18 protein-coding genes are annotated in these 20475 nt (G+C 67.7%); 6 read left to right on the top strand and 12 right to left on the bottom strand.

The genetic code is table 11. The features are described 5' to 3' along the window. Positions 1-55: 55 nt before the first annotated feature. The 5 genes from rsmG to HRU76_15675 form a co-directional block, all read right to left on the bottom strand. On the bottom strand, positions 56-763 hold the full coding sequence (gene rsmG, locus HRU76_15655; GenBank protein ID QOJ18935.1) for a 16S rRNA (guanine(527)-N(7))-methyltransferase RsmG: 708 nt from the start codon (positions 761-763) through the stop codon (positions 56-58). Beyond that, entirely contained in the window at positions 760-1992 is a 1233-nt protein-coding gene (locus HRU76_15660) for an FtsW/RodA/SpoVE family cell cycle protein (GenBank protein QOJ18936.1), read from the bottom strand. The genes rsmG and HRU76_15660 overlap by 4 nt, the downstream gene beginning before the upstream one ends. Further along, positions 1989-4328, bottom strand: a complete 2340-nt coding sequence (locus HRU76_15665) for a hypothetical protein (protein ID QOJ18937.1) — start codon at positions 4326-4328, stop codon at positions 1989-1991. The genes HRU76_15660 and HRU76_15665 overlap by 4 nt, the downstream gene beginning before the upstream one ends. A gap of 102 nt (positions 4329-4430) precedes the next feature. Beyond that, positions 4431-5510 (bottom strand): redox-regulated ATPase YchF, encoded by a 1080-nt coding sequence (gene ychF, locus HRU76_15670; GenBank protein ID QOJ18938.1) that lies wholly within the window; start codon positions 5508-5510, stop codon positions 4431-4433. A 132-nt stretch (positions 5511-5642) separates the two neighbouring features. After that, positions 5643-6653, bottom strand: coding sequence for a hypothetical protein (locus HRU76_15675; GenBank protein ID QOJ18939.1), 1011 nt, complete (start codon positions 6651-6653; stop codon positions 5643-5645). 94 nt (positions 6654-6747) lie between these two features. Between HRU76_15675 and HRU76_15680 the strand changes: the two genes are divergently transcribed. Then, complete coding sequence (locus tag HRU76_15680) at positions 6748-7194, top strand: hypothetical protein (GenBank protein QOJ18940.1); 447 nt, start codon at positions 6748-6750, stop codon at positions 7192-7194. A 152-nt stretch (positions 7195-7346) separates the two neighbouring features. After that, positions 7347-8030: a phosphatidylserine decarboxylase family protein gene (locus tag HRU76_15685; protein QOJ18941.1), complete on the top strand. Its 684-nt coding sequence runs from the start codon at positions 7347-7349 to the stop codon at positions 8028-8030. 9 nt (positions 8031-8039) lie between these two features. Here HRU76_15685 and HRU76_15690 read toward each other — a convergent pair whose 3' ends face one another. The 6 genes from HRU76_15690 to HRU76_15715 form a co-directional block, all read right to left on the bottom strand. Beyond that, on the bottom strand, positions 8040-9164 hold the full coding sequence (locus HRU76_15690) for an aminopeptidase (GenBank protein ID QOJ18942.1): 1125 nt from the start codon (positions 9162-9164) through the stop codon (positions 8040-8042). Positions 9165-9254: 90 nt separating this feature from the next. Beyond that, entirely contained in the window at positions 9255-10571 is a 1317-nt protein-coding gene (gene fahA, locus HRU76_15695; protein QOJ18943.1) for a fumarylacetoacetase, read from the bottom strand. Between the two features lie 122 nt (positions 10572-10693). Then, a complete protein-coding gene (gene pdxH, locus HRU76_15700) occupies positions 10694-11335 on the bottom strand; it encodes a pyridoxamine 5'-phosphate oxidase (protein QOJ18944.1) in 642 nt (213 codons plus the stop codon). A gap of 23 nt (positions 11336-11358) precedes the next feature. Further along, positions 11359-12882 carry a class II fumarate hydratase gene (locus HRU76_15705; protein ID QOJ18945.1) on the bottom strand — a complete coding sequence of 508 codons (1524 nt, stop codon included), beginning with the start codon at positions 12880-12882 and terminating at the stop codon, positions 11359-11361. A gap of 71 nt (positions 12883-12953) precedes the next feature. Beyond that, entirely contained in the window at positions 12954-13673 is a 720-nt protein-coding gene (locus HRU76_15710) for an NAD-dependent deacylase (GenBank protein ID QOJ19214.1), read from the bottom strand. After that, positions 13673-15949: a hypothetical protein gene (locus tag HRU76_15715; GenBank protein ID QOJ18946.1), complete on the bottom strand. Its 2277-nt coding sequence runs from the start codon at positions 15947-15949 to the stop codon at positions 13673-13675. The genes HRU76_15710 and HRU76_15715 overlap by 1 nt, the downstream gene beginning before the upstream one ends. Before the next feature lie 101 nt (positions 15950-16050). On the opposite strand from HRU76_15715, the gene HRU76_15720 reads away from it, so the two are divergent. Then, positions 16051-17439, top strand: coding sequence for a tetratricopeptide repeat protein (locus HRU76_15720; protein QOJ18947.1), 1389 nt, complete (start codon positions 16051-16053; stop codon positions 17437-17439). A 51-nt stretch (positions 17440-17490) separates the two neighbouring features. Here HRU76_15720 and HRU76_15725 read toward each other — a convergent pair whose 3' ends face one another. Further along, the gene (locus HRU76_15725; protein ID QOJ18948.1) at positions 17491-17745 is read right to left on the bottom strand and encodes a 30S ribosomal protein S18; all 255 of its coding nucleotides are present in this window, start codon (positions 17743-17745) and stop codon (positions 17491-17493) included. Between the two features lie 239 nt (positions 17746-17984). Between HRU76_15725 and HRU76_15730 the strand changes: the two genes are divergently transcribed. Genes HRU76_15730 through arsB form a run of 3 tightly spaced genes read left to right on the top strand, consistent with a single transcriptional unit; the run spans position 17985 to position 20439 of the window. Beyond that, a complete protein-coding gene (locus HRU76_15730) occupies positions 17985-18434 on the top strand; it encodes a winged helix-turn-helix transcriptional regulator (protein ID QOJ18949.1) in 450 nt (149 codons plus the stop codon). 24 nt (positions 18435-18458) lie between these two features. Then, positions 18459-19319 (top strand): arsenite methyltransferase, encoded by an 861-nt coding sequence (arsM, locus tag HRU76_15735; GenBank protein ID QOJ18950.1) that lies wholly within the window; start codon positions 18459-18461, stop codon positions 19317-19319. Between the two features lie 31 nt (positions 19320-19350). Beyond that, the gene (gene arsB / locus HRU76_15740) at positions 19351-20439 is read left to right on the top strand and encodes an ACR3 family arsenite efflux transporter (protein QOJ18951.1); all 1089 of its coding nucleotides are present in this window, start codon (positions 19351-19353) and stop codon (positions 20437-20439) included. Positions 20440-20475: the final 36 nt, after the last annotated feature.

The raw sequence follows: 20475 nt of genomic DNA on the forward strand, positions 1-20475 counted from the left end.
CGGTGGGGTGAAGGGTGAGCCATCAACCACCAGGGCAGACGACGGGGGGCGCTCTTCAACTGAGCGGGTGTCGCTTCGGTTCACCGGGCGGCCTCGGATAGATCCTCGGGGTGGGTCGCTGCTTCTCGATGGCGATGATGACGCCGGTGGGCGTCGGATGCACCCCCGCCACCGCCGCGTGAAGTCGGTGGAGCGCCTGCTTCGACTGCGTGATCTCCTCGTCCGCCCGGGCGCCCTTCATCGCCAGCACCAGTCCGCCCACGCGGGCCAGCGGCACGGTCAGCTCCAGCAGCACGGGCAGCGGTCCGACGGCACGCGCCGTGACCACGTCGAACCGCTCCCGGAAGTGATGGTGATCCTGCCCCGCGGCCTCGGCCCGCTGGTTGACGACCTCAACGTTGCTCAGCCCGAGGGCGGCCGCCGTTTCGCCGAGGAACCGCGCCTTCTTGCCCGTGGCTTCGAACAGGGTGAAACGCACGTCGGGCATCACGCACGCCAGCGGCAGACCCGGCAGCCCCCCACCCGAGCCGACGTCCGCCACCGAAGCGGCGTCGGCGTCCACGATGAACGGCAGCAACGTGAGCGAATCCAGAACGTGGCGGCGCCAGGCCTGCGACGGGTCGGTGATCGCCGTCAGGTTGAATCGCGTGTTGGCCTCCAGCAGCCGGTCCAGGTATGCCCCGAGCCGTTCGAGGTCGCCCGGCTCGAACTCGAGGCCCATGGATCTCGCCGCGGCGAGAAACTCGCTTGGCGGCGTCGTCATGCCCCGACCTCGCGCGGGTCGTCGTCGAAGTCGAACGGTTCACGTTCCAGCATGCGGGGGCGCCGCATGGCGATGTTGTACAGCAGGCCGGTGCTCAGCCACAGGGCCAGCAGACTCGACCCGCCGTAACTGACGAACGGCAGCGTCATGCCGGTGATCGGCAGCAGGCCGATGGTCATGCCGATGTTGATCGACATCTGCGCGAAGATGATCGAGACGCATCCCACCGCGATCAGCCGCCCGAAGGGCTCGCGGCACAGCGCGGCGGTCACCAGCCCGCCCGTGATGTACACCAGGTACAGTCCAACCGTGAAAACGGCGCCGATCAACCCCCAGCGCAGGGTGATGACCGCGAAGATCATGTCGTTGTGCTCTTCCGGCAGGGCGTTGTAGCGGATCAGGTCGCGGGCGGTATCGCGCCCCACGCCCGACCACTGGCCCGCGGCCACCAGCGTCATGGCGCGATCGGCCTGAAAACCGATGTCGTCCCGGTGTCGGGTGTCGCCCGTGGCCTGAGCGATCATGGCCTTGATGCGATCCTTCTGATGCGGCTGCAGAAAGGGATACATGGCCGGCGCGCACGACAAACCCAGCACAATGATGAGCGCGATGTGCCGCTTCCTGGCTCCGGCGGCGATCAGCATGGCGAACAGCGTGGGCAGAAACAGCAGCGCGGTCCCCAGATCGGGCTCGATGAGAATGAGCCCCATGGGAATCATGGTCAGGGCGAACGGGACAAACAGGCCGAACAGGCGACGATGGTTCTCGCGGAAGCGCAGGTAGTTGGCCAGCGCCAGCACGAAGGCGATCTTGGCCAGTTCGGATGGCTGAAAGTCCGTGACGCCCAGGTTGATCCACCGCCGCGCTCCGTTGCGAGGGCGAACGATCTCGTCCGGCACGAAGGGCAGGAGTACGAAGACCAGCAGCGCCACCACGCCCGCCAAGGCGAGGTAACAGATGGATCGAAAGACGCCGTAGTGAGGCAGGGCGACCACCGCCGCCGCCACCAGGCCCGCCGCCAGGAACACCGCCTGCCGCATCGCCAGCCCCGGCTCAGTGGTGGAAATGGCGATGACGCCCAGCACCGAGAGCGCCCCAGCCGCCATGACGCTCAGCAGCGCCGCGTTGACGACCGCAACCGACCCTCGCGTGATCGACCGCGCCGAAACGGGCGGCGACGCCGGATGCGCCCGGGCGATCAGCCGGTCCATGGCGGCCGTCTGGCTCACAGGTAGCCCTCCGACTGCAGCGCCCGGATGATCTGATTGGCGATCGGACCCGCAGCACGGCCCCCCGAGCCGCCATATTCCAGAATCACAGCGATGGCGTACTGCGGACGGGCCCTGCCGGACTCCCCGGCGCCGACCAGACCAACGAACCAGGCGTGGTCGAGTCCCGTGAGATGCCGATCCGCCCTGCCGTCGCCATCATCGTCCACGGGAAAGGGCGGCGCCTGGGCCGTGCCGGTCTTGGCCCACACGGTGACGCCCGGCGCGTTGATGATCGGCTCTGACCGACCGTCGGGATACCGGATGGCGTTTCCTGTTCCGTAGTCCTCGACAATCGAGCGCCGCAGGCCTTCCAGCGCGGCGGCGACGGCCCGCGGATCGAGCGACAGGTCGCCCTCGCGGCGCAGCGTCAGCGGACGGGGATCCTGCTTCAGCAGCCGCGCATCGCGCACATACCCATCGCGCGCCAGGGTGGCGAAGGCGTTGGCGGCGTGAAGCGGCGTCCAGGTGATCGGTCCCTGGCCGATGCCCATCATGATCGTCTCGAAGACCTGGTTGCCCTGACGCTTCCATTGCTCGATGCCCGCCCGAGTGGGTACAGCGCCGGGGTTCTCGCCCACGATGGCCTTGAAGGGCTGGCCGTCCCGGGGACGAACCTCCGCTTCGTACATCAACCCGAGGTCCAGGGTCGCGCCGAGACCGAACCGCGTCAGCCAGTCGGCCATCCGCTCGGCGCCGAGTTTTTCCGCCAGCGTGTAGAAGTAAATGTTGCACGAAGCGCCGATCGCGGTCTGGGCGTCCAGCGGGCCGAACCGCGCGCTGTGGGTTGTCCAGCCGTAGACCTCGCGGTAGATCCAGCAGCGGGCTCGATCCTTCCAGTTGGGGAAGTAGTGCCCGGTGCATTCGATCCTGTCGTCCAGCCGATGCACGCCCTCGGTCACGGCCGCCGCCAGCACCAGCGGCTTGATGATCGATCCTGGCGGATACGGCGCTTCCGCCGCCCGGTTGATGAAGGGATGCTCCAGGGCGCGTCGGGAGCCGGGCCACTGCTCGCCGATGGCGATGGTGGGCATGGTGACCATCGCCAGCACGTCGCCCGTGTCCACGTCGATCACCACCGCGGCGCTGTTGAGCGGGCGTCCCAGCGGCAGCCCCGTGGGTTTGGGCGTGCCGTCGTGCTCCCATCCCGCGTGCCACTGGTTCACCCGCGCCAGGCCGAACTCGGGCGAGAGAATGGCCTGCACCTTGGCCTGCACCCGAATATCAAGGGTCAGGTGCAGATCGCGCCCGGGCGTCGGGTCGACGCGCTCCACTTCGCCGGTGTTGAGGTGCGTGTCGATGACGCCGCGCAGCCCGCGCAGGTGATCTTCAAAGACGAGTTCAAGTCCGCGCGCCCCCACGCTGTCCTCGCCAGCCCGGTAGCCGCCCAGATCGGGCAACGGATCACCGGGATTCTTCGCCGCGAACGGGCGGCGACGAATGTCCGATTCCCACACCTGATCACGCATGCCTCCCAGGATGTGGTCCGCCACGCCCGCCGCCTCGACCACCACCGCGCCCTCGCGTCGGATCGGCTCCGGCAACGTCGAGGCGTCCATGGTCACGTTGACCGTGGACCACGGGTATGCCCGCTGGTGGGCGTCCACGACGACCAGCCCCGGCAGCGATCCCTCCTGCCGCTTGAACTCGAAGGCCACCGATTCCGGCACGCGAGGCAGGATGACATGCGGAGTCTTCTGCTCGCGGATGGGAAGCGGCTTGAAGGTGTCAGGCCGTCCCGGCTCGGGCGCGCCGAACATCTGGTACTCGCGGGCACGCTGGCGGCTCCACGTCTCGGCGGCCATGGCCTCCACCGAGCGGCGGATGCGGTCCAGACGCAACTCCAGCTCCTCACGGCTGATCCCGCCCAGGCCGCAGATCATGTCCCACAACTGCTCGACACGATGTTCGAGGGCCGGACTCTCCTGAAGCAGGGCCTGCTCCCGGGCGACAGGGCTCATCTCGCGCCACGTCGCCCCGGCCTTGTCGCGGGCGACACGCCCCGCCTCCTCCACCACCCAGGTGCCGCTGATGACGCCGTACTGCACCGCTACGTCGTAGCTGGCGCGATCCATCGCCAGGGCGACCCCGTTCCGGTCGTAGATCGCGCCGCGCGTGGTGGGCAGGAACTCGCGTCGATCCAGACGCGACAGGGCGGTCGCCAGCCGGTCGGCGCCCTTGGCCAGCGTCAGGTGAGCGGTCTGAGCCCCGAGCACGACGCAGGCGCACACCATCACCGCCATCAGCAGCGTGAGCCGACGATGAAACATCTTCGGAATCAGTCGCTCGCGGTTCACGGGGACTCCATTCCAGCGCGTGATCGAAGCGGCGTGCGGCTGACCATCCTTCGACCGTCAGGGCCCGCACGCATCACAACCGGCCAGTTCCGCCGACCGGCATCATACATTGAACAGGAAGTGGACGACATCCCCGTCCTGCATGACGTAGTTCTTGCCCTCGCTGCGCAGTTTGCCGGCGTCGCGGATGGCCTTCTCGCTTCCGTGCTTCACCAGGTCATCCACGTGGTAGCACTCGGCGCGGATGAACCCGCGCTCGATGTCGGAGTGAATGACTCCCGCCGCCTGCGGAGCCCTGGCGTCGAAGGGAATGGGCCAGGCCCGGACTTCCTTCTCCCCCGCGGTGTAGAACGAGGTCAGCCCGAGCAGGCGATACAGGGCGCGGGCCATCACCGCCAGCGCCGGTTCGCTCAGACCGAGCGAGGTGAGCATCTCGCCCCGGTCGGCCTCGGGCAGCTCGGCGATCTCGGCTTCGAGCTTGGCGCACAGGGCGACGACCTCGCCGCCTCCTTGATTCGCGATGTCTTCGACGACTTTGACGTGCGGCGAGGCGCCGCCCAGATCCTTTTCGTCAATGTTGGCGACGTAGAGCACGGGCTTGAGGGTAATCATGCCGTAGCCGCGCAGGGCCGCCTTCTCCTCCGTGGTCAGATCGACGATGGATCGAATGGGCTTCCCTTCGCTGAGCACAGGATGCGCCCGATCCAGCGCAGCCAGGCGTTGCTTGGCTTCGCGGTCGCCTGACTTGGCGCTCCGCGACGCCTTGTCCCGGGCCGTTTCCACGACGGACAGGTCGGCGAAGACCATCTCCGTCTCGAGATCGTCGATGTCCTTCGCAGGCCGGGGCGCGGCGCCGGCCAGGTCGGGAAAGCAGCGAACCACGTGGCACAGGGCGTCCACCTCGCGGATGTGCGCCAGCACCTGCCGCGCGAACGCGCTGGCTTCGCCTCCGGTGGCGAAGCCGGGAATATCCACGACGCGAATCGCGGCGGGCGTGATCTGCTTCGTCGGGATGAAGGACGCGATGGTCCGCAGCCGCGGGTCAGGCACCTTGGCGATACCCACGTTGGGCGAGCCGGGACCGCCCTTGCCCGTCGCCCCGGCCCCCGCCGCCAGGCCCGTCAACGACTGGAACAGCGTCGTCTTGCCGACGCCCTGCAGACCGACAATGCCGACTTCCATGCATCCATCCCGTCAAGAGTGCGTGTTCGACCGCGCGATGCGGCGAGCGGCAATCGTAGGTGTCGCGGCGGCGAAAGCAGCGCCCTCCGCCGCACCGTGGCGATTTCGACCTGAATCCGTGTCTCGCACGGGTCAGTCCTGAACGGCGTCCGCCACCGCGGCCTGCGTGGCGCGCGTGCGGATGACGTCGATCATCGTGCGAACCTGTTCGGCCATCTTCGTGTTCGGGTACTGCTCGATGATCACGTTGCCGTGCCGGGCCGCGTCATGCCAGCGGCGTTCCTGCACCGCGATCTGAAACGCCAGCCCCAGCCGATCCCGGTGACGGGTGATGACGGTCTGCGCCACCTGTCCCAGGCGCGAGGCCTCGTCACGACGCATGTATCGGTCGAGCTCCTTGAGCAGGGTCATCGCCTCATCGATCGCGTCGCGGTTGGCGGCATCAAGAAACCGCTGCTCCAGCGACTGCTTGTGGGTTTCCCTGGCCTGCTCGATGCGCTGTTCGAGCGTGCGGGACGCCTCCGCACGAGGGGCCGCCTGGCGGATCGCGCCCGCCGCCTGGTACGCGGCGGCCCAGTCCCGACGCGCCAGGGCCGCATCGAACGAATCCAGCAGCGGCCTGATTCGCTCCTCCTCCTCGCGGGCCTCGATCTGTGCGATCAGTTCACGACCGGCGGCGGCGACATCCGTCAGGCCAAGGGCGTGCTCGGCGACGTGCGCCAACCGGGCGAGTTCATCGATATCGCTCCGCGCCGCGGCGCGGCCGAGCATGGCGCGAAGGACATCCGCCTCGCCGCCCGCGAACAGCGCCCGCCGGGCCTCATCCGACAGGCAGAGCACCTCGCGAAGTTCGATGACGGCCTGCTCGAGCGCGTCCAGGCGCGCCGGGTCGAGCGAAGACGACGAGCGCGCCGCCGCGTCGCGCTCTCGCGGTTCAGGCGCCGGAACCGACGAGTCATTGCGCAGCGCCATCCCCGCGGTCGCCAGCGTGACGATGCCGCCCAGTACGCCGGAGAACAGCGCCGACGGCCCCCACGAGGTGGAGCCATTCATCGCTCCCAACACGATGAGCGTGAGCGACCCCGCGCCAAGAAGGGCGTACAAGGGCCACAGCCCGGATGAACTGGAGAAGCGTGTCGCCATGCCCGCCTCCTGTGGCGGCATCCTATGCGCCTGGCCACGGCACACCGCCCCACCACCCTCACGACTCGAACGGGCGGCGTGGTACGATGCACCCATGAGCGCCGCCCGCCCGATGCCATGCCCGCAGTGCGGCTACGACCTGCGCGGACATGCGAGGGAGGGGACATTCCGCTGTCCGGAGTGCGGAACGGAAACCTCCATCGAGGTCATGCGCGACTGGGAACGGCGACGAACGGAATGGCGGCCGGTGGACACCGCGCTGGTGCTATGCGGCATTGTGCCCGGCATGGTGACGACACTGACGCTGCTGGCAGGAACCCCGGGAGGAACTCGTTGGGGATTCCCGATGTCCATTGTCTGGGTGGCGTGCATCCTCCTGAGCATCGGGCTCGCCTGGATCGGGTCCGATCGTCACAGCCCGGTGCGACGCGCGATTCATACGCTCCTCGCCCCGATCGTCGTGACGATTCTGAATCTGGCGGTCGCCCTGGTGCTCAGCGCCGTCGGGCTGTCGATCCTGTCGCTTCGAGCCGACCCCTGACACAAATCGACCGACGTTCACCCGGAATCCATCTCAGCCCCGTCAACTCCTGCGGGCCCCAGCGCACTTCGACGATACACTCTCACCCCTTCCATGCTCGCACACGGTGTGTCGGGCCACGGGTCTGCGACCAGCCGCGATTCACGCTTGCCATGCCTCTCACCCCCTACGGTCTCCGCGAATGGCTCACCATCACCATCGTCTGCGCCCTGGCCGGCGCGGCGGGGTGGTTGCTGCTGGACTGGTGGGCGATCGTTCCCGTCCTGGTGGTCTGGCTGGCCCTGATGTCGTTCTTCCGCGACCCGATCCGCCGCATCCGCACCGACCTGGCGCCGGGGGTGATGCTCAGCCCCGCCGACGGCGCGATCTCCGCCGTGGAGCGGGTCGATCACCACGAGGCGACCGACGGCCCGGCGGTGATCGTTCGCATCTTCCTCAGCGTCCTCAATGTTCACGTCAACCGCTCGCCCCACGACGCCGAGGTGGTGGCGACGCACTACCGCCCTGGCGAGTTCCTCAACGCCCAGACCGAGGAATCGGCCCGCGTGAACGAATCCAACCTCATCACCCTGCGGCTCCACTGGCCAAGCGGCGCCAGCGAACCCTTCGGCGTCAGGCAGGTGTCAGGCATGATCGCCCGCCGCATCGTCTGCCCGCTCAAGCCCGGCGACCGCCTCGCGCGCGGGCAGAAGTTCGGCATGATCAAGTTCGGCTCGACGACGGAACTGATCCTGCCGCGACCCGATGACGTGATCGTGGACGTGCGCAAGGGCGACAAGGTCCGGGGCGGGTTGACGGTGCTGGCCACGCTGGCGGCGCCATCCTCGCACGCTTGACGCCCCCAGTTACGCCTTGAGCGCAGCGGGGTTCAGTCCCTTCAAGTCGTCGGTGACGAACAATCCATCCTTGCGCACCACCTTGCCGTCGAAGGCCATCGTGCCCCCGCCGTACTCCGGGCGCTGGATGAGCACGAGATCCCAGTGAATCTCGCTCTGGTTGCCGTTGCTGGCGTCCTCGTAGCACCTTCCGGGGGTGAAGTGGATCGACCCGGCGATCTTCTCGTCGAAGAGGATGTCCTTCATCGGGTGCATGATGTGGGGGTGGAAGCCGATGGCGAACTCGCCCACGTAGCGCGCGCCCTCATCGGTGTCGAAGATGGCGTCGAGCTTGTCGCCGTTGAGCGAGGCGTCGGCTTTCACGATCTTTCCGTTGCGGAACTCCAGCCGCACGTTTTCGAACGAGATGCCGTTGTAGATGGTCGGCGTGTTGAAGTGGATGACGCCGTTGACGCTGTCGCGCACCGGGGCGGTGAAGACCTCGCCGTCCGGAATGTTGTGGCTGCCCGTGCAGGGCACGTTGGGAATGCCCTTGATCGAGAAGGTCAGGTCCGTGTCGCCCGGCCCCTTGAGATGGACCTTGTCGGTCTTGCGGAGGCGCGTGGAGAGTTTCCTGGCCGCCGCGTCCATCTTCCTGTAGTCCATGGTGCAGACGTCGAAGTAGAACGTCTCGAACTGCTCGGTGGACATCTGCGCCAGTTGAGCCATGGAAGGCGTGGGCCAGCGCAGCACGCACCAGCGCGTCCTGTTGACGCGCTGCTCGAAATGAACCGGCTTCTGGTACAACCGCCCCCACGCCTTCATCTGCCTGTCAGGCACGCCGGCCATTTCACTGACGTTGGCGCTGCCGCGAAGGCCGATGTAGGCCTGCATGAGCGTCATCCGTCGCAGGTCGTAGTCGGCCCAGGCGGTGAGGTTGTCCTCTCCCGCGTCCTCGACCAGCGCCCGCATCACCCGCCCGTTGCGGATGGCCACGTGGGGATGGGCCTTGGCCCGCCGAGCCGCCCGCACCAGTTCGATCACGATCGACTCGGGACAGTCGAACGCCTCGATCAGCACGTGCTCCCCCTTCTTCATGCGGCAGGAGTAGTTGATGAGCAGTTCGGCTAGTTTCGTGCAGCGGGGGTCGGTCATGTGATGGGAACCTCGATGGTGAGTGAGGCGGAATGATAGCGATTCTCGCGCCGCCCACGTCTCCGCGAATCGTCCCGTGCACGGCCGAAGTCAGGGCGTCGCGGGGGTGATGATCCCTCGGCACTCGCCGAAGCCGATCCGCGCCGCACCGTCGCGCAGGCAGTACGCCCGCATGATGACCTCGTCGCCGTCCTGCAGGAACCGGCGCTCGGTTCCGTCGGCCAGCCGGATGGGCTTCGTCCCGCGCCAGGTGCGCTCCAACAGGCAGCCGCGGCTGACCTCGGCGGAACCGGAGATGGTGCCGGACGCCAGCAGGTCGCCCGGCATGAGGTTGCATCCGGTGGAGGTGTGATGCACGAGCATCTGGGCGATGGTCCAGTACATGTCGCGGAACGCTCCGCGGGACACCAGCACCGGATCGCCGACCCCCGCGCCCCTCAGCCACACTTCCACGGTGATGTCAAATCCCATGTCCTCGGTCGGTCGCAGGTAGTCCAGCACCGGCGGATCGTCGGCGGCGCGGCTGGGGCCCGGCACACGGTACGGCTCCAGCGCGTCCATCGTCACCACCCATGGACTGATCGTGGTGGCGAAGTTCTTGGCGTTGAACGGACCGAGCGGCTGGTACTCCCACTTCTGCACATCGCGGGCCGACCAGTCGTTGACGATGACCATGCCGAACAGGTGCGCCGCCGCGTCGGGCATGGCGATGCGCGACCCCAGTTCGTTGCCCGGACCGACAAAGACGCCCATCTCCATCTCGTAATCGAGCAGGCGGCATGGACCGAAGATGGGCGGCTTCGTCTCATCCGGCTGAATCTGGCCCATCGGTCGCCGGATCGGCGTTCCGGAGACGACGATCGAACTGGCGCGCCCGTGGTAGCCCACCGGCAGGTGCTTGTAATTGGGCAGGAGCGGATTGTCGGGTCGGAACATCGAGCCGACGTTGGTGGCGTGGTGGATCGAGGCGTAGAAGTCGGTGTAATCGCCGATGCGGGCTGGTCGATGCATCGTGGCGTCCGCCATGGGCACGAGCAGGCGGCGTTGCAGGTCGCCGTCGGCTTCGAGGGGCGACCCCGCCTCGGCGCTCAGCAGGGCGAACAGCTCCTCTCGCAGGGCGCGGCAGGCCGCGCGTCCCTGGCCCATCAGGTCGTTGAGCGCCTCGGCATGCAGGGCACAGCGGGTTTCAGCGGGCAGGGCTGAAAGGAGGCCCGATTCCTCGCAGGCGTTCAGATCGAGAATGCGGTCGCCAATGGCCGCGCCAAGGCGAGGCGGCTCGTCATCGCCGGAACGCGAGAAGACGCCCAGGGGCAGGTTCTGAAGCGGAAAATCGCACGCCGGGTCGTTGGCGGCGTCAACCCATGATCGGCGCGAGGGATCGGATGTGAGAGGTGAAGCGTTGGACATCACAGTTCGCCATCGGACTGGAAAGACCGGGATCGGGAGGCCGCGCTGTCCGGCCGCGCCGATCGCAGCGTAGCGTGGGGCTGGAAGGCGAACAACCGCATGGCGGGGTCGCGCGAGGTGAGTTACGGGGCGAGTCGATCGATCCTCCACGACCCATCCGCAAGCCGCGTGTACCGAAGCCGGTCATGAAGGCGGCTTGGCCTGCCCTGCCAGAACTCGATCATGGTCGGGCTGAGCCGGTACCCACCCCAGTGCTCCGGCGTTGGGACTGGCGTTCCTTCCGGAAAGCGCTTGGACATCACCTCCATGCGCGCAGCGAGCGTGTGCCTGCCGGGGATGGCCGCGCTCTGGTGCGACGCCCATGCGCCCAGTTGACTGTCGCGCGGCCTTGAGGAGAAGTACTCGATCGACTCCTCGCGCGCCACGCGCTCCACGCTCCCCTCGATCCGCACCTGTCGATGCAGCTCCGGCCAGAAGAACGTCATCGCCGCGTGGGGGTTGACCGCCAGATGCGCCCCCTTACGGCTTTCGTAGTTCGTGAAGAACGTAAACCCACGTTCATCGAACCCTTTGAGCAGCATGACCCGCGCCGAAGGACGTCCCTGCTCGTCGGCGGTGGCGACGACCATGGCCGTCGGCTCCGGGGTCTTCGACATCAGGGCCGCCTCGATCCAGGCGCGAAACTGCTCGAAGGGATCGCGAGCCGCCTCGGTTTCATCGAGCGGGGCGCCGTGGTAATCGGTGCGGATGGATGCGATGGACATGGAGCACTCCGGCGTGACGACCGTCACCCCCCCTCCACCTTCGCCCCTCCCTTGGCGCTCGGCTCCGTCATCGACCACGGGTCAAGCAGCTGGTCCAGCCGCTTCGGCTCAATCAGTCGATGCTGCAGCACATACTCGCGCACGGTCTGACCGGACGCGAAGGCCTCCTTGGCCACCTTGGCGGCGGCGTCGTAGCCGATCTCCGGCGCCAGCGACGTACACATCATCAGGGACTTCTCCACCATGCCGGTGGCGATGGCCTTGTTGACCTGCAGATCGTTGAGGCAGCGCGACACGAACATTTCCGACGCGCGGGACAGCAGCGTGATCGAGTCCGTCAGGGCCGCCGCCATCACCGGCATGGCCACGTTCAGTTGCAGCAGCGAGCCCACGCCGCCCAGCCCCGCCGCGGTGATGGCTGCGTCGTTTCCGATCACCGCGCAACAGACCTGCATCACCGACTCGCAGATCACCGGGTTCACCTTGCCGGGCATGATGGACGACCCCGGCTGCGTGGCGGGCAAGGCCAGTTCGAACAAGCCGCACCGGGGGCCGGAGCCCAGCAGACGGATGTCATTGGCGATCTTGGAGAGCGAGACGGCAATGGTCCTGAGTTCGCCCGAGGCCTCGACCACGCAGTCGCGCGTGGCCTGGGCCTCGAAATGATTGGCCGCCTCGCGGAAAGGCACGCCCGTGGCCCTGGCGAGCCGCGCCGCCACCAGTCTGCCGAACCGCGGATGCGTGTTGATGCCCGTACCCACCGCCGTACCGCCGATGGGCAGGTTCTCGGCCAGCCGCATCATGGCCCGCTCGGCTCGAAGCACGGCGTAGTCGGCCTGGGCGGCGAAGCCGGAGAACTCCTGCCCCAGCCGAAGCGGGGTGGCGTCCATCAGGTGGGTACGCCCGATCTTGACGATTCGGTCCCACGCCCGCGCTTTCCGGTGCAGCGACTTCGCCAGTCCCCTGAGCGCGGGAATGAGCGAGGTCCTGATCGCCACCGCCGCCGCCACCTGCATGGCGGTGGGAAATGTGTCGTTGCTCGACTGCCCCATGTTCACGTGATCGTTGGGATGCACCGGATCGCGCGCTCCAATCGGCTTGCCCACGTAGCCGCACGCCAGGTTCGAGATCACCTCGTTCACGTTCATGTTGGTCGAGGTGCCCGAGCCGGTCTGGTAGATGTCGATGGGGAAGTGGGCCATCATGTCGTCGGCGGACCATCGGCTGTCGACTGTCGCCTGTCGGTCCGCAGATGCCGAATCGTTCTTCGGCGCCGCCAGCCCTTCCATGATCTCGTCGCATGCGCGGGTGATGAGCGAGAGGCGTTTGCGGTCGAGTTTCCTCAGCTGTCCATTGGCCTCGGCGCAGGCCTTCTTGAGCAGGGCGAAGGCGTGGATCACGGGCGGTGGGACGGGGCGTCCCGACACCGGAAAGTTCAGCACCGCGCGCTGCGTGGTGGCGCCGTAGAGCACGTGGGCGGGAACGGTCATCTCACCCATCGAGTCGCGCTCGATTCGGGTGCTGGTGGATGCGTTTCGTCTGGGCATGCCTGACGGTAGGAAGGCATGGCGAGTTCGCCAACGATCGGAACGCCCTCCGCCCCTGACGGAGAGCCGGGCTATCGCGGCGACACCAGACGCGGCACGATCTCGCCCGCCATGCCGATGATCTCCACGTCCGCGAGACGGCTGGCGTCGGTTCGTTCCGCGTTGATGACGATGACCGACGCGCCCGCCTGCCTGGCGACTCCGATCAGCCCGGCGGCGGGGTACACCGCCGCGCTGGTGCCGATGACGATCATGGCGTCGCATGAGCCGCTGGCCTCGGCGGCGCGGGTCCACGCCTCGGGCGGGAGCGATTCGCCGAACCACACCACCCCGGGGCGCATGGGGGCGGTGCACGTCGGGCAGAGGCGCCGGGGCGGCGGGCTGGCCAGCTCCACCCGCTCGACAAAACCGCACGTACGATGGCAGCGGTCGATCGTCATCGACCCGTGGAGATGCACGACGTTGTCGGCGGGGGCGCCGGCCCGCTCCAGCAGATCATCCACGTTCTGCGTGACGTGCAGCATGTCAGTCCGCGCCGCCAGCGCCCGGTGAGCCGCGTTGGGCTCAACCCCCGCCAGCACCGTGCGGCGCCAGTTGTACCAGGCGATGACTGTCTCCGGGTCGGCGGCGAACCCTTCGGGCGAAGCCAGCTTCATCGGGTCGTACCGCGACCACAATCCCCTGCTGCTCGCGTCACGAAAGGTGGGAACGCCTGATTCCGCGCTCAACCCCGCACCGGAGAAGGTCACCACGCGCCGCGAGGCGGACAGAATCTCGATGGCGCGCTCGATCACGACGTGCCCGCGGAGGCGACCCCGTCATGCTCGCCGTTGTCCGAGGTGGACGATTCGTGTGCTCCGACGCCGCCGACACTGTTGCCCCCGCTTCCGCCGCCGCCATCCCCGCCATTCCCGGCAGGGGGCGACACGGGAGGCAGCCGCGACGCGATCGCCCGAATCTGCTCCCTGGCCTGTTCGCTCAGGTCGGTGAAGCGTCGTTCAATTTCAGTCTTGACGGCGGCGGCGATCTTCAGGTCGCCCTCCATCAGGCGCTCCAGGGCCGCAATCCAGTCCGCGGCGTTGGCGCGAAGCAATGCGGCTTCGTCGTAGCGACCCAGGCGGAGCAGCACGTCAAAGCGGATCTGCGCCGCTTCCGTGGCCAGACCGTTGGGCGCGCCGTTGGTGCGGTCCAGCGCGACCAGCGCGGGTTCAAACTGCCCCAGTCGCACCCGAACACGGGCCAGCACCAGGTGCAGCTGCGCACGAACGTCCGTCGGCACGCCGTCGAGCGGCATGGTCAGCACCCGCGCCAGAATCGACTCACGAAGCACCCATACGTCAGGCGTCGGCAGACGATCCACCGGCACCGCGACAAGCGCCCGATCGGCGATCACCAGGTCGGCGGGGGTGAGCCGATTGCCCAACCCGCGAAGCCCCTCGCGCCAGGTGCGCTGATGATCCGCCGTGGGAGGCACCAGCGCGATCAGGCGCTCGAAGTTCGAGATGGTCGGCTCTCCGTTGGCCAGCACATGCACGGCGGAGGGATAGATCGCCGCGTCCTGCGACCGCGTGAACAGTTCTCCCCATGCCGTGGCGAAGGGGCGCAGGGCCTCGGCGGCGGCGGTGCGGATGGTCGCCTCCGCGTGATCCAGAAGCGGGATGATCTTCTCCACGTCAGCCGCTTCGGCGAGCGAGGCGAGCAGGCGGATCGTGCCGCGCGTCACGGCGGCGCCGAACGCCTCCCTGGCGGCTTCGAGCACCACGCCCCGCTGGTCCGGGGGGAGGACGCCGTCGGTGACGATGCGCTGCACCGCGCCCACGGCGCCGTCCCGCGTCGCTGGCGCCTTCATCAGAGTCAGCAGCGTGGGCAGCGCGGCCGGCGCGGCTCGGCGCCCGAGGATGTCAAGAAAGCCAAGCCGGTTCTCCGCGACGGTCTCCTTCTCCAGCGCAGCGCCGACCAGCGCCGCGGTGTCCGGATGCCCGATCTTGTGCAGGAGCCGGGCGCTGGCCACTCGAATGTCGGGAACACCATCTTCGAGCCGCGCCACGATGGCCCGTCGGACCTCGTCGGTCAGGGGCAGGTTCTCCGAAGTCTGGATGTCCGCCCGATTGAGCGCCCAGCGACGCAGAAACGGATGTTCGTCCCCCATCCATTTCGTCAGTTCCGCCTGGGCCCGGGCGCGGGTGGGGTCCAGATCAACGAGCTTGAACCACAGCTCCTTGAGCGTGTCGTCCAGTTTCTTCTGGAGCGCGTCATTCTCGGCCTTCATCAGTTCCGCCTGTCGCTGCGCCGCCTCCAGCCGCTGGACGAGCCGGTCCACCTCGCTGGGCAGCCAGTCCTCCAGCGGCCTTCGGTGCATCAGCGCCCACCATTCACTCCACGCCTCGGTGTCTCGTCCGAAGTTGGTGAGGGAGGTCAGCCGCTCGAGCGACTCGTAGGCCGCGTCAAGAATCGCCTGCGGCTCGTTGCGCTGGGGCTGGATGATGCGCACCAGCGCATCGACGCTGGCCCGGACCGTCTCCGGTGATCGAAAGCCGACCAGCGCCCGGATGGCGCCCAGGCGAACCGCCGGTTCGTTGGTGGCGTCGAGCGCGAAGTCCGTCACCTTGACCAGTCCGCGCTCTCCGTACCGGGCCAGAATGACGGCCAGCGTCTGGGCCCGCTGGGGCGTGGCGCCTTTCAGCGCCAGGGCCAGGGGATCGAGCAGCCCGGGGGGCGCGGATGGCTCCATCTCCAGGCCGCGGATGACCGCCGCGATCAGGTCGCCATCCCCGCTGCGAAGCGACTCCTCGAGCACCGTCACCGCCTGGGGCACGCCCAGTCGGACCAGCTGCTGGGCCGCGAACGCCCGGCTTGACGCGGAGTTGGTGGTGTTGCGGAGCGACTCGGTGAAGAACGCCAGCTCCTGCTTCTGCCGGTCATTCAGCGCGGGGAGATCCGCCTGAAACGCCAGGGCGGGAGCCGCCCCGACCAGACAGAGGCCCGCCAGAAGAAGACGTGCCGCCGCGCCCGGTCGTCCGCCGGGCTTGCGCGGGGTTCGAGGGCGTGGGGAAACTGGGCGCGTCATGACGCTTCAGACGATAGATCGACCGGTCTCATTCCCTTGTATCGGTTACAATAGGTCCGCGGTGCGGCTGAATCGAAGCGAAACCACTCCGGCGAGGCGAAATGAACGACTGGTCAGATGCGGAACACCATGTCGATCGGGCGCTCGAGCTCTTCGAGCGGGGCCGCTGGTCCGAGGCCGAGGCGGAGCTGCGCAAGGCGATTGCGCTCAATCCGCATCAGCCGGAGTGGCACTACAACCTGGGACTGACGCTTGAGGCCGCCGGGCGAGATGCCGAGGCGTACGGCGCGTTCACCCGGGCCACGGAACTGCTCCCCGATGAAGTGCCCCCCCTGCTCTCGGCGGGCATGACGGCGGCCCGGCTGGGCCGGCTTGAGGAAGCCATCACCTGGTTCGACCGCGTGCTTCGCGTCGATCCACGGTGCGAACCCGCCTACGCCACCCAGATCGAGTGCCTCACCCGCCTGGGTCGGCATGACCAGGCGGAGACTGCGTTCTACCTCTCCCAGCAGATGATCGAGGAGAGCGGTCCGTGCTTCGCCGCCATCGCTGAATCGCTGATTCAGCGCGGCTCGTTCGAGCGGGCGGAGTGGTGCCTGAAGGAGGCGCTGCGTGTTGCGCCCAACCTGCCGCGCGTTCGGGCCAACCTTGGTCGGGTCTACGCCGCCACCGATCGCCAGCACCGCGCCCTGCAGATGTATCTGCGCGAGTTGCGGGATGATCCCGGCAACATCGACGCGCTGCTTGATTACGGCGACCTGCTCTTCGAATCCGGACGCTACCCCGAGGCCGCCGAGAAGTACCGCCGCGTGCTGGAGCTTCAACCCGCGCACGCCGAAGCGCATCTGCGGCTGGGCGAGATCGCGCTGGCCACCAACCGTCTCGATCAGGCCCACGTCGAGTTCGAGCTGGTCCTGAAGCTGGACCCCGGCTGCCCCGGGGTGCGGCTGCTGCTGGCCGAAACGCTGCTCAAGCGGCGCCACGTCAGCGAGGCCCGCGCCTGCCTCACGCACGAACTCGACCTGTACCGAGCCAGCGGTCGGCTGGAAGAGGCCCTCGCCAGTCTTGGCGACTCTCCACGCTTCGACGCTCCACGTCTGGGCAAGCTGCTGCTCGATGCGGGAATGGATCGCGAGGCCGTCGAGGTGCTTGAGCGAACCCTCCGGGAGGATGGAGAAACGATCCAGTCACTCCGCCGCCTGTCGCTGGCGCGGTTCCGGCTCGGTGAACTCCGCGCCGGCGCCGGCGCGGCTCGGCGGGTGCTGCGTCTTGAACCCACGTGCGTCGAGGCGATGTACAACCTGACGCTGGTGGCGCTCCTGCGCGGGCGGCTCCGAGTCGCCGCGACCCGTCTCCGCCGCGGGCTGGCTCTTCACCCGCACGACGAGGGCCTTCGACGGCTGCGCGTTCGCTGGCTCGTCGCCTGCGCGGAGCACGGCTGGACGGAGGCCATGCGATGGCTCCGACGTCGCCTCAATCGCGCCGGGTGAGAACCGACATCCGAACAGTGAATACCGGCAACGGGAATCCCGGCGGCGTCGTCACAGCGTCGCGCTGGTGTAGGGCAGCAGCCCCATGTACCGCGCCCGCTTGATGGCCTGCGAGAGCATCCGCTGCTCGCGGGCGGTGGCGCCGGTTCGCTTGCGGGGATAGATCTTGCCGTTGGGAGTCATCAGCCGCCGCAGATCTTCCACGTTCTTGTAGTCCACGAAGGGTCGTCCGCCCGTGCCGATGGTGGTGATGCGTGTATTGGGGCGGGTCGGAGCACCGGGGCCTGCGTTGCGCGTGTCGTACATGGGTCCGTGAATCCTGCTGGGGGTGTCGTGGATGCTCCCGACGGGAGCAGCCCCCTCGGCGGGGGCGACAAGACCGAAGCGTAGCGACGTGGCAGGTGGAATCAAGAACCGGCGATCGGGCGCCTACGGCCGCCGGAAGCGAGGTCGAAGCGGCCTGACCATTTTTTCTTGATACCTGTATCCGGGTCTACGCTCAGGCATCCTATATTTCGTCATCTGGCGAATCATCGGTGACAATCATGCGTGAACTCTCAACCATCACGAAGGCCCTGGCGGACGATAACCGGCTGCGAATCCTGGCCGCCCTGAGGCATGGTGAACTGTGCGTGTGCCAGGTGATCGAGCTGCTTCAACTGGCTCCGTCCACGGTTTCCAAACACCTATCCGTGCTTCGCATGGCGGGGATGCTCGAAAGCCGCAAGGACGGTCGTTGGATGCACTACCGGCTCCCCAGCGAGTCCGAAGGCAGCCCTGCCGTACACCGCGCCCTCACCCTGGTGCTCGACACGCTGGCGGATGACGAGCGGATCATCGCCGACGACGAACACCTACGACGCATCCTGGCCACCGACCCGGTGGAGATCTGCCTTCGGCAGCGCATGGGCGGCTGCTGTCCGCCTTCCGCCAATGCATCTGAAACGGCCGCGGCGAACGCGACCGGCGAACCCTCATCACCCTGTTGCGGCTGATCTGCCGCGCGAAAGGAACTGACCATGACCACGTTCACACCCACCGATCCCGAAGCCGTCCGCGCCGCCGTGCGCCAGGGGTACGGCGCCATCGCCCGCGAGCAGCCCGTCGGCGCGGGGGGCGGCTGTTGCGGCGGAGGCGGCTGCTGCGGGGGTGTTGATGCCGCCGCCATCGCCGAGGAAGTCGGCTACTCCGCCGAGGAACTCGCCGGACTCCCCGAAGGCGCCAACATGGGGCTTTCGTGCGGCAACCCCACCGCGCTGGCCTCGCTCAAGCCGGGCGAAGTCGTGCTCGACCTCGGCTCCGGTGGCGGGTTCGACGTGTTCCTCGCGGGACCGAAGGTCGGCCCGACGGGGCGCGTGATCGGCGTGGACATGACCGCCGACATGATCGCCAAGGCCCGGCGCAACGTCGAGTCGTACCGGAAGTCCACTGGTCTGAACAACGTCGAGTTCCGACTCGGCGAGATCGAGCATCTGCCCGTGGCCGACGCCAGCGTGGATGTCGTCATCTCCAACTGCGTGCTCAACCTCTCGCCCGACAAGGCGCAGGTGTGGCGCGAAATCGCCCGCGTGCTCAAGCCCGGCGGTCGCGTGGCGGTGAGCGACCTGGCCCTGCTCCGCCCACTGCCGCCCGAGGTGGCCCACGCCGTCGAGTCGCTCATCGGCTGCGTGGCCGGCGCGGTGACGCCCGCCCAGACCGAACAGTACGCCCACAACGCCGGACTGGCGGAGATCGTGCTCGAGGCCAAGTCGGACTACGTGCGCACGCTCGAATCGTTCCAGGATCCGCTCTACCGGCAGATCGGCGAGTCCCTGCCGAAGGGCACGCGCCCGGCGGATTATGTGACCTCGCTCAACATCACGGCGCGGAAGCCCCGCTGATCCCTGCGCCCGCGTCCAGATGAGCCGCAACATGCCCGACGCCATCGCCGAATGTCCACCCTGTCGCAACGGTCGCCTCTCCTTCCTCGACCGATACCTCACCCTGTGGATCTTCCTGGCGATGGCGTCGGGCGTGGCGCTTGGGCGCCTGGCGCCCGGCATGGCGGAAGTGCTCGATCGCGTATCGGTCGGCACGACCAACATCCCCATCGCGATCGGGCTGATCCTCATGATGTACCCGCCGCTGGCGAAGGTGCGATACGAGGAACTGCCGACGATCTTCCGCGACTGGAAGGTGCTCGTGCTCTCGCTGATCCAGAACTGGATCGTCGGTCCGGTTCTGATGTTCGTGCTCGCGGCCATCTTTCTGCACGACAAGCCCGACTACATGCTCGGCCTGATCATGGTGGGGCTGGCGCGATGCATCGCCATGGTGCTGGTATGGAACGACCTGGCCAGGGGCAGCGCCGAGTACGCTGCGGGACTGGTGGCGTTCAACAGCATCTTCCAAGTCCTGTTCTTCGGGCTGTACGCGTGGGTCTTCATGACCTGGCTGCCGCCGCTGATCGGCCTGGAAGGCGCGGTCGTCGAGGTGAGCATGGCGAGCATCTTCGCCAGCGTGATGATCTACCTGGGCATCCCCTTCTTCGGCGGCATGATCACGCGGCTGATTCTGCGGGCGACCAAGGGCGACGCCTGGTACACCGGGACATTTCTTCCTCGAATCTCGCCCATCACGCTGGTGGCGCTGCTCTTCACCATCGTGGTGATGTTCGGACTGCAGGGGGATCGGATCGTGGAATCACCGCTGGACATCCTGCGGATCGCGGTGCCGCTCGTGCTTTACTTCATCATCATGTTCTTCGCGTCGTTCTTCATGGCCCGCCGCGTCGGGGCGGACTATGAGCGCTCGGCGACACTGGCGTTCACCGCCAGCGGCAACAACTTCGAGCTGGCCATCGCGGTGGCGATCTCGGTCTTCGGCATCACCTCGGGCATGGCTTTCGCCACGGTCATCGGTCCACTGGTCGAGGTGCCGGTGCTGATCGGGCTGGTGAGCGTCTCGCTGTGGCTGGGGCGTCGATGGTTCGGCGCCCGTCGAGCGATCCGCGGCGCCTGACCGCGAAGTCAACGTGGGCGACGGGGGTGGGCATCG

This window comes from Phycisphaeraceae bacterium, assembly GCA_015709595.1.
GTDB lineage: Bacteria > Planctomycetota > Phycisphaerae > Phycisphaerales > SM1A02 > CAADGA01.

Coding starts and splice junctions, on each gene's coding strand:
- rsmG (QOJ18935.1), bottom strand. CDS start 763: ATGACGACGCCGCCAAGCGAGTTTCTCGCCGCGGCGAGATCCATGGGC.
- ychF (QOJ18938.1), bottom strand. CDS start 5,510: ATGGAAGTCGGCATTGTCGGTCTGCAGGGCGTCGGCAAGACGACGCTG.
- HRU76_15675 (QOJ18939.1), bottom strand. CDS start 6,653: ATGGCGACACGCTTCTCCAGTTCATCCGGGCTGTGGCCCTTGTACGCC.
- HRU76_15680 (QOJ18940.1), top strand. CDS start 6,748: ATGAGCGCCGCCCGCCCGATGCCATGCCCGCAGTGCGGCTACGACCTG.
- HRU76_15685 (QOJ18941.1), top strand. CDS start 7,347: ATGCCTCTCACCCCCTACGGTCTCCGCGAATGGCTCACCATCACCATC.
- HRU76_15690 (QOJ18942.1), bottom strand. CDS start 9,164: ATGACCGACCCCCGCTGCACGAAACTAGCCGAACTGCTCATCAACTAC.
- fahA (QOJ18943.1), bottom strand. CDS start 10,571: ATGTCCAACGCTTCACCTCTCACATCCGATCCCTCGCGCCGATCATGG.
- pdxH (QOJ18944.1), bottom strand. CDS start 11,335: ATGTCCATCGCATCCATCCGCACCGATTACCACGGCGCCCCGCTCGAT.
- HRU76_15705 (QOJ18945.1), bottom strand. CDS start 12,882: ATGCCCAGACGAAACGCATCCACCAGCACCCGAATCGAGCGCGACTCG.
- HRU76_15715 (QOJ18946.1), bottom strand. CDS start 15,949: ATGACGCGCCCAGTTTCCCCACGCCCTCGAACCCCGCGCAAGCCCGGC.
- HRU76_15720 (QOJ18947.1), top strand. CDS start 16,051: ATGAACGACTGGTCAGATGCGGAACACCATGTCGATCGGGCGCTCGAG.
- HRU76_15725 (QOJ18948.1), bottom strand. CDS start 17,745: ATGTACGACACGCGCAACGCAGGCCCCGGTGCTCCGACCCGCCCCAAT.
- HRU76_15730 (QOJ18949.1), top strand. CDS start 17,985: ATGCGTGAACTCTCAACCATCACGAAGGCCCTGGCGGACGATAACCGG.
- arsM (QOJ18950.1), top strand. CDS start 18,459: ATGACCACGTTCACACCCACCGATCCCGAAGCCGTCCGCGCCGCCGTG.
- arsB (QOJ18951.1), top strand. CDS start 19,351: ATGCCCGACGCCATCGCCGAATGTCCACCCTGTCGCAACGGTCGCCTC.